General features: G+C 72.0%; 4 protein-coding genes. All 4 read right to left on the minus strand.

Annotation, left to right across the window (positions count from 1 at the left end; genetic code table 11):
• Nucleotides 1–5,486 (minus strand): type I polyketide synthase (locus tag QH283_RS20250; protein ID WP_280504554.1); only part of this gene is annotated, 5,486 nt, incomplete at its 3' end.
• Nucleotides 5,487–5,622: 136 nt separating this feature from the next.
• On the minus strand, nt 5,623–6,114 hold the full coding sequence (locus QH283_RS20255; RefSeq protein ID WP_280504555.1) for a GNAT family N-acetyltransferase: 492 nt from the start codon (nt 6,112–6,114) through the stop codon (nt 5,623–5,625).
• 368 nt (nt 6,115–6,482) lie between these two features.
• Nucleotides 6,483–7,748: an MFS transporter gene (locus tag QH283_RS20260; protein ID WP_280504557.1), complete on the minus strand. Its 1,266-nt coding sequence runs from the start codon at nt 7,746–7,748 to the stop codon at nt 6,483–6,485.
• Nucleotides 7,749–8,138: 390 nt separating this feature from the next.
• On the minus strand, nt 8,139–9,017 hold an 879-nt coding region (locus QH283_RS20265), incomplete at its 5' end, for a diacylglycerol/lipid kinase family protein (RefSeq protein WP_280504556.1).

Below are 9,017 nucleotides of genomic sequence, written 5' to 3' on the forward strand. Positions count from 1 at the left end.
GTGTGCAGCTCGCGCAGCAGCTCGGTCATGGCGGCGGCGTCGGTGACATCGCCGCGGGCCGCGGTGACCTCGATGCCGCGTTCCCGCCAGACCGCGAGCTGGGCGTGGGCGGCGTCGCCGCGGGGACCGCTCCGTCCGAGCAGGGTGAGCCTGGTGGCGCCGCGCGCGACCAGCCAGCGGCCGACGGCCAGGCCGAAGGCGCCGTAACCGCCGGTGATCAGGTACTGCGCCGCCGGATCGATCTCGGTTTCACGCAGGCGCGGCCGGACCAGCGGCGCGGCCTCGTCGAAATCGAGGGCGACCCGGCCGATCCGCGAGGAGCGGGCGACCTCCTCGAAGGCCTTGGCCACGTCCGCGCTGCCGTACGGGGTGTAGGGCAGGGCGCGGTAGACGCCGTCGGTCAGTTTGCCGTGGACGCGGCGCAGCAGCTCGACGGTGTAGGCGCGCCGCTTGGCGAGCATGCGGTCGAGGTCGAACGAGTGGTAGGAGACGTTCTTGTCGAAGACCCGCATGTCGAGCTGGCCGCCGGTGTAGATGTCGGCCTTGCCGATCTCCACGATCCGGCCGAATTCGGCGACGGCGGTGAAGTTGGCGCGCAACAGGTCGCCGGGCGCGGTGCTGACCACGACGTCGACGCCCGCGCCGCCGGTCAGGGCGAGCACGTCCTCGGCGAAGTTCAGCGAGCGCGAGTCGAGCACGTGGTCGGCGCCCTGCGCACGGGCCCAGGCCCGGCGTTCCTCGGTGCTCGCGGTGCCGATCACGGTGGCGCCGTGCAGCTTGGAGATCAGGGTGGCGGCCGCGCCGACGCCGCCCGCCGCGCCGTGCACGAGCACGGTCTCACCGGCCCGCACGCGGGCCAGTTCCAGCAGCGCGTACTCGGCGGTGCCGAAGGCGGTGGAGTTGGTGCAGTGGCCCGGTTCCACGTCCGGGTCGAGGCGGCTGACCAGGTCGGCCTCGGCGGTGTTGTAGCGGCGGATCATGTCCTTGCAGGCCAGGCTCACGGTGTCGCCGACCGCCACGTGCGTGACGCCCGCCCCGACGCGCGTGACCACGCCGATGCCCTCCATGCCGGGCGAGCCGCCGAAGAAGGTGCCTGCCAGGTCGCGCTCGGTGAGCACGCCGAGGATCTTCAGCGGGTCCTTGTAGTTCAGCCCGACCGCGCGCATGCGCACCTCGACCTCGCCCGTCTCGGGCGCACGGCGGCCGCATTCGCGCCAGGCGAGCCTGCTCAACACCCGCGAGGCGGGGATCTCCAGGGCGTAGTTGGCCTCCGGGTCGGTGAGCGGGACGGCCTCGTCGAGCGCCTCGATGCGCTCGTTCAGGGTGGCCGCGAGCGCGGGCACCCAGCGCAGGCCGTCGCGCAGGAAGACCTCGTCGACGTTGTCGTGGCTGAACGCGCCGGGGATGTTCAGCTCGGCGGCCAGTTCGGCGTCGGCGGTGCCTGCGTCGACGTCGACCAGCCGCCAGCGCAGCCGGGGCTGTTCGTTGAGCAGCACGCGACGCGCACCGGCGACGGCGGCCTGCACCGGGTCGGGGGCGGTGTCGCCCTCGGGGTGGGCATAGGCCTGCTCGGTGACGACGGTGACGTGGACGGAGCCGTCACCGGACATCGGCATCTCCAGACCGAGCCGGTCGATGCGGTTCTCGAGGAATCCCTCCACTGCCACGGCGATCTCACGCAGTGCCCACAGATGGTCCAGGTCGGTGTAACCGTCGGCGTCGCGGTCGACGACCAGGACCACGTGCAGCCGCGAGACGCCCTCGGTCTCGGCGGCGGCGTTCAACCGTTCCACCACCAGGGCGCCGAGGTCGGTGGCGCCGGGCTCGCCTGCGGCGAGCAGTTCCGGCCGGGCGACCAGTCCGGCGATCCGTCTCGCCCGCGCTCCCGCCACGGGGGCCAGGTCGAGCACGAGGGTGTGCGCGGCCGCGGGGTCGGGCAGCGCGTCGACGGCGACGGGTTCGCGCAGCTCCCAGCGGTTCTCGTAGAAGAAGCCGGTCATCCGGCGCAGCGCGCCGAGGCCGGGCGCGATGGAGCCGAAGCGCATGCCGCGGATCTGCACGATCACCGTGCCGTCGGCGCCGAGCAGGTCGATGTCGGCGGTGGGCTCGCCCTCGCGGTCCAGCCGGGCGAGCACGTCGAGCCGGTCGGGCACGGGCGCGAAGGCGCGCACGGATTCCACGCCGACCGGCACCATCGCCCCGTCGGCGGTGTTGCCGCTGCCGACCAGCAACGCGGCGATGCTCTGCAGGGCCGCGTCGACCACGCACGGATGCGCGAGATGCCCTGAGCCCGCGGCGATCTCGCCGTCCAACTGGGCGAGCACGGTGGTCTCGCGCACCCGCACCGAGGTGGCGCGGCGGAAGGCGGGCCCGTAGTCGAGGCCGCGTTCGGCCAGGCCCGCGTAGAAGTCGGCGGGGTCGATCGCGTGCATGCCCTCGGGATCGGGCAGGGTCACCGGCACGGGTTCGTAGGCGCCCTCGACCAGGCGGCCGGTGGCGTTGACGGTCCAGGCGTCGGCGGCGGCGCCGTGCGAGCGGATGACGAACCGGTTGGTGGATTCCTCCACCCGCAGTTCCACCACCGGCGCCTCGCCCTCCTGGATCACCAGTGGCGCGACGAAGCGCACATCGGCGACCGCGACCCGGGTCGACTCGCCGCGCACGGCCGCGGCGCTGAGCGCGGCGTCCAGGTCGGCGGCGCCGGGCAGGATGCGGGTGCCGCCGACCACGTGGTCGGCCAGCCACGGCATGGCGCCGACGCTGAGCCGCACGGTCCACGAGGTGGTCGGCTCGCCGAGATCGGGGTCGCCGAGCATCGGGTAGCCGCCAGGGGTGCCGTGCCGGTGCTGGGTGAAGGCGGGCAGGTCGGCACGCAACACCGTGCGCTGCCAGGGATAGCGGGGCAGGTCGATGTGCGGGGTGACCGGCTCCGCGCCGAACAGCGCGTCGATGTCGAGCACGCCAGCGGTGTACAGCCCGGCGATGGTGCGCCGGATGCTGTCGGCGTCGTCCTGTTTGCGGTGCAGGGTGGCCACCGAGGTGCCGGTCTCGCCCGCGCCGAGCAGGATCTCCCTGATGTTGGCGCCGAGCACCGGGTGCGGGCCGACCTCGAGGAACACCCGGCTGCCGTCGGCGATCAGCGCGGAGATCGCGTCGGCGAAGCGGACCGGCTGGCGCACGTTGGCGCACCAGTATTCGGCGTCCCAGTCGCCCGAGGTGACCCGCGCTCCGGTGACCGTGGAGTACAGCGGCAGCCTCGGCGCCTCGACCGTCAGCTCCGCGAGCGCGTCGCGCAGCTTGTCGAGGATCGGCTCCATCAGATAGCTGTGGTAGGGCACCTCGACGTGCAGGCGTTTGGCGAAAACGCCCTGCTCGGTGAGGCTTTCGGCGATGGCGTCGAGGCGGTCGACGGCGCCGGCCAGGGTCACCGCGTTGGGGCTGTTGATCGCGGCGATGTCCACCCGGTCGTCGCCCGCGATCAGCGCCCGCGCCGCGTCGGGGGCGAGGCCGACGGCGAGCATGCCGCCCGAGCCCGCGGTGGTCGCCTGCAGCCTGGCGCGGTGCACGCTCACCGTGACCGCGTCGCGCAGCGAGAGCATGCCGGTCACGTAGGCCGCCGACACCTCGCCGACACTGTGGCCGACCACCGCGGCGGGCCGGATGCCGAGGTCGGCCAGCAGCGCGACCAGCGCGACCTGCACCAGGAAGTTGGCCGGTTGCGCGACCTCGGTGGCGGTCACCCTTGACTGTTCTTCCGGCTTGCGCAGTTCCTCGACGATCGACCATCCGGCGACCTCGCGGAAGACCTCGTCGATCCGGCGCGCCTCCTCGGCGAACACGCCATCGGTCTCGAGCAGGCCGCGGGCCATGGCCCACCACTGCGGTCCCATGCCGGTGAAGACGAACACCGGCTCCTCGGTGCGCTTCGGCACGATCTTGGCGGCCCCGCGCGCGTTGCCGTCGGCCAGTTCGACCAGGCCGGTCACCAGTTCGGCGTCGTCACCGAAGGGGATCGCGGCCCGGTAGGGGTGGTGCTTGCGGCGGGTCCACGCCGCCTCGGCGAGCCGGCCGGGATCGGCGCCCTCGGCGACGAGTTCGGCGAAGCCGCGGGCCAGTTCCCGCACCGCCTGCTCGCTGCGCGCCGAGAGCGGCAGCACCCCGTGGTGGCGCGGGGCGCGCTGTTCGCGGTCGGGTGCGAGGTATTCCTGGAGAATGGCGTGCGCGTTGGTGCCGCCGTAGCCGAAGCCGTTGACGGCGACGGTCATCGGGCCGGACGCGGGGTCGTGCGGTTCGGCGTCGAGTTGCAGACGCAGGTTGAGTTCGTCGAACGGGATGTCGGGGTTGGGCTCGTTCAGCCAGCCCTGCGGGGCGATGGTCCGGTGCGAGATCGCCAGCGCGCTCTTGATGACACTGGCGATGCCGGAGGCGGCCTCGGTGTGGCCGAGCTGGCCCTTCACCGACCCGACGCCGAGCGGTTTCGCGCGTCCTGCCGCCTGACCGTAGGCGCGGCCGATGGCACGCAGCTCCAGCGGGTCGCCGACGGGGGTGCCGGTGCCGTGCGCCTCGACGTAGTCGACCTCGTGCGGGGCGATACCCGCCCGCTCGGTGACCGACCTGGCCAGCGCCTCCTGGAGGTCGGCGTTGGGCACGGTGATGGCGGTGGTGCGGCCGTCCTGGTTGGCGCCGGTGGCCTTGATGACCGCGTAGACGCGGTCGCCGTCGCGTTCGGCGTCGGCCAGGCGCTTGAGCACAACCATGCCCGAGCCCTCGCCGCGGCCGTAGCCGTCGGCGGCGGCGTCGAAGGGCTTGCTGCGGCCGTCGGCGGCCAGGAAGCCGCCCTTGCACATGGACACGAACGGTTCCGGCTGCAACAGCATGGTGACACCGCCCGCCATGGCGATCGCGCAGTCGCCGCTGTCGAGCGCCTGACAGGCCAGGTGCAGGGCGACCAGCGAGGACGAGCAGGCGGTGTCCACGGTGACGGCGGGTCCGACCAGGTCGAGCGCGTAGGCGATCCGGTTGGACAGCATGGTGTAGGAGGCGCCGACGGCGGTGTGCATGTCCACGTGCGGCAACGCCGGTCCCGCGACCGAGACGGCGAGCTGGTCGAGGGTGAAGGCGCCGACGTAGACGCCGACCGGCTCACCGGTGACCCGGCCCGCGATGCCCGCGTCGTCGAGCGCCTCCCAGGCGACTTCGAGGATCAGCCGCTGCTGCGGGTCCATCGAGGCCGCCTCGCGCGGGGAGATGCCGAAGAAGTCCGGGTCGAACGCCCACGGGTCGCCGGTCATGAAGGCCGCCCTGCGGGTGTACATGCGGCCCGGGGTGCGTTTGTCGGGATCGTAGAAGCGGTCCACGTCCCAGCGGGTCGACGGGATATCGGTGACGCCGTCGCCCTTGCCGACGAGGAACTCCCAGAACGACTCCGGCGAATCGATGCCGCCGGCGTACCGGCAGCCGATTCCGACTATGGCGATGTCAGACACGGGGAACTCCTTGCGTACTCGAAGACCGGACCGGATCGCGGCGAACCGGAACGGGAGTGGAACGGGTGAGCCGTCGTCGGCTCGGGAAGGCGGAGGAGACGGGGTGGACGAGACGGGAGAGCCGGCCGGGGAGAGGTCAGGAAGCGGGCTGTCGCAGCACGAGATTCATCTCGGGACCGTCGCGACCGATGCGGACGCGGCGGACGACTTCACAACCGAGCGCCTCGTAGTAGGCGACGTTGCCGTCCTTGCAGATTCCGCCGAGGGCGGCGGAATCTGCGTCGGCCTGCTCGGCCCGCGCCGACCACAGCGCGCGGCCGACGCCCCGGCGTTGCAGGCCCGGTTCGCAGCCGAGGTAGACCAGGAACATGTGTGGTTGCGCGGGAGCCACTTCCGCGATCGCGGCGTCGACGGCCATGCCCCGCACCGTGGCCGCGCCCATGGCCGCCAGCAGTTGCGGCCCGGCCAGCATCTCACGCCACCACGTGGTGCGCGTCCCCGGTGGCCGCCACAGCGCCGCGCCGACCACCCGTCCGTCGACGGTGGCCACCATGGCCCCGTCCACGGGCAGGAAGCGGTGCCGCACCAGCACGCGCAGCATGTCCGGCGTGCGCCGGTAACGCTGCACCCGATCGGGGAAGACTTATTCCTCGATCGGGTCGCCGGTTTCGAAAGCCTGCGCGAGCACTCGCACGATGTCGTCGATGTCGCGCTCGTCGGCGCGGCGGACGACCGTACACCCCTGCTGGTCCAACTACTGCCCCTCCGCTGTCGACCTACCCGCCAGTAGGTTACTCACGCGGCATGAGGACGCCAACCGGGAGAGCACGTGAGAAATCAGACCGGTTCCGGTCTTGTTCCGACACTGGAAGATCACCTAAGGTATGCCGCTAGTCCCTTGTGGCCGAACACAATTGGGACGAACCGGAAGACTCGGCCACCCCGTCACGCGCGCGGAGGCGTCACCCCATCACGCGCGCGCGGCGGCGTCATCCATCACGCGCGCGCGGCGGCGATGACCGGCGTGTGCAACACGTCGGGAACCTCGGTGCCGCGCAGCGATGTTCCCGCCGTCTCCCGCAGATACGCCCACGCGACCAGACCGATCAGCGAGGCGCCGATCATGTACGCGGCGGGGAACAGCGCCCACCCGGTCGACTCGATGACGGCCTCGTTGACCAACGGCGCGGTGCCGCCGAACGCGGCGGTGGAGACGTTGTAGGCCAGGGCGAAACCGGCGTAGCGCACGTGCGTCGGGAAGATCGCGGGGAAGGTCGCGCTGATGGTCGCCAGCTGCGGCAGGTACAGCAGGCCGAGCACGATGAAGCCGAGCACCGCGAAGACCGGCCCCTGGCCCATCAGCCAGTACATGGGCAGCGCGAAGACGCCGAGGCCGACCAGCGAGACCAGCCACATCGGCCTGCGGCCGACCCGGTCCGACAGCGCGCCGAAGAACGGGATGACCGCCATCATCACCACCTGGCCGATGAGCATCATGGCCGTGGTGGTGGATTCGCTCATGCCGAGCGATTTCTGCAGGTAGGTCGGCTGGTAGGTGAGCAGCGTGTAGTTGACCACATTGAGCGCGATCACCAGTCCGCCCAGGGTGAGCAGTTCCCGGCGGTAGTGGCGGACCAGCTCGCGCAGGCCGGTCGGCGGATGGTCCTCCTTGGCGACCTCCTCGAAGACCGGCGACTCGTCCAGTTGCGAGCGCAGGTACAGCCCGATCAGGCCGAGCGGCACGGCGATCAGGAACGGCAGGCGCCAGCCCCAGTCGTACATGGCCTCCGAGCCGAGGATCAGCTGGAACAACAGCACCACGGCCGAGCCGCCGACGAAACCGCCCAGCGTGCCGAACTCGAGGAAGCTGCCGAGGAAGCCGCGCTTGCGGTCACTGGCCGTCTCGGCGAGATAGGTGGCCGCGCCGCCGTACTCACCGCCGGTGGAGAAGCCCTGGACCACCCGCAGCAGGATGAGCAGGATCGGCGCGAACACGCCGATCTGGGCGTGGGTGGGCAGCAGCCCGATGGCGCCGGTGGCGGCGGCCATCAGCAGGATGGTGGTGGCCAGGACCCGCTTGCGGCCGAGCCGGTCGCCCAGCGGGCCCCAGACCATGCCGCCGAGCGGGCGCAGCACGAACGAGACCGCGAAGCCGAGCATGGTGCCCAGCGTGCCGAGGTCGCCGGGGAAGAAGGCGGCGGTGAGATAGGTCGCGGTGGCGGCGTACACGCCGTAGTCGAACCACTCGGTCGCGTTGCCCATCGCCGAGGCGGCCACCGACCGGCGGACCCGCTTCGCCTGCTCGTCGCCGGTCCGGCTGCTGCCGCCGTCACCCGCGTGGTCGCCCCCGTGTGCGACCTCCCCGTTGCCCGCCACCCCGGTCATAGCCATGTCTCCTCACCGGTCCGCGGACCGCCGGTCACCAGTACTCCGCGCTCGCCGCGTCCGCCGACGCCGATTCCGCCGCCGACACGAGCACGCAGAAAACCGTTCCCCGGTTCGACGCAGGTCAAACGCCGGGCGACCCACTCACCCGACCGCCGCATACCCGCCTACCAGGCGACCACGCGGAAATTGTGATACCGATCACATTGCCTGTTCCGAGAGCTGGATCACCGACTCCAGGCCGCCGCGGGCGGTCGCGCCGGAGTGTCACCGGTCGGGCCGGCCGAGGAACACCCGCAGCGCCCCGGGACGGCTGGTGAAGGCGAACTTCGTCCCCCGGTAGCCGACCTCGCCGTCGGTCGCCAGCGACACCGGCCCGCCCGCCAGTCGCACCTCCAGCCGGTCGACGGCCCGGCGGACGTAAGTCGGCGAGTCGGCCAGCGTCCCGGTCAGCGTCGCCCACACCAGGCGCACTCGCGACCAGCGCACGTCCGCGCGCAGATAGCGCACATCGATCAGTCCTCGGTGCAGTTCGGGGCGGGACATCGGGATCTGGTCGGCGGGACTGTAGCGCCCGTTGCCGACGAACAGCATCCACAGCGACACCGGGGCCCCGTCGATGTGCGCGTGCAGGGGCGCGGCCCGCAGCAGCACCCGCACCATCGCGATCCCGGCGGCGGGCCACTTGCCGATGCGATGTTCCCATCGCTCGCGCAGGCGCACGAAGTCGGGATAGCCGCCGAGGCTCGCGGTGTTGACGAAGATCCGCTCCCCCTGGCCGTCGAGGTCCACCGCGGCGACGTCGACCTCGGCCACCAGGCCCGCGTTCAGCGCGCTCGCGGTGTGGGCGAGGTCGACGACGCCCGCGTCCTTGGCGAAATGATTGAGCGTGCCGCCCGCGAAGACCGCCAGCGCAAGCCGTTCCCGCACCGCGATCTCGGCCACGCCGGAAACCGTGCCGTCGCCGCCGAGCACGCCGAGCGCGCGGACATCACCCACGGCCAGATGCTCGGCGATCTGTTCGCCGAATTCGCGTTCGTGGTCGAAGGGCACGATGCGGGCGGCGGGCAGCGCGGCCCGCACCTGGGCGAGCACCTCTTCGGCGGCGCCGCTGCCCGACAGCGCGTTGGCCACCAGCAGCAGCCC

Source organism: Nocardia farcinica (assembly GCF_029867845.1).
Classification (GTDB): domain Bacteria; phylum Actinomycetota; class Actinomycetes; order Mycobacteriales; family Mycobacteriaceae; genus Nocardia; species Nocardia farcinica_A.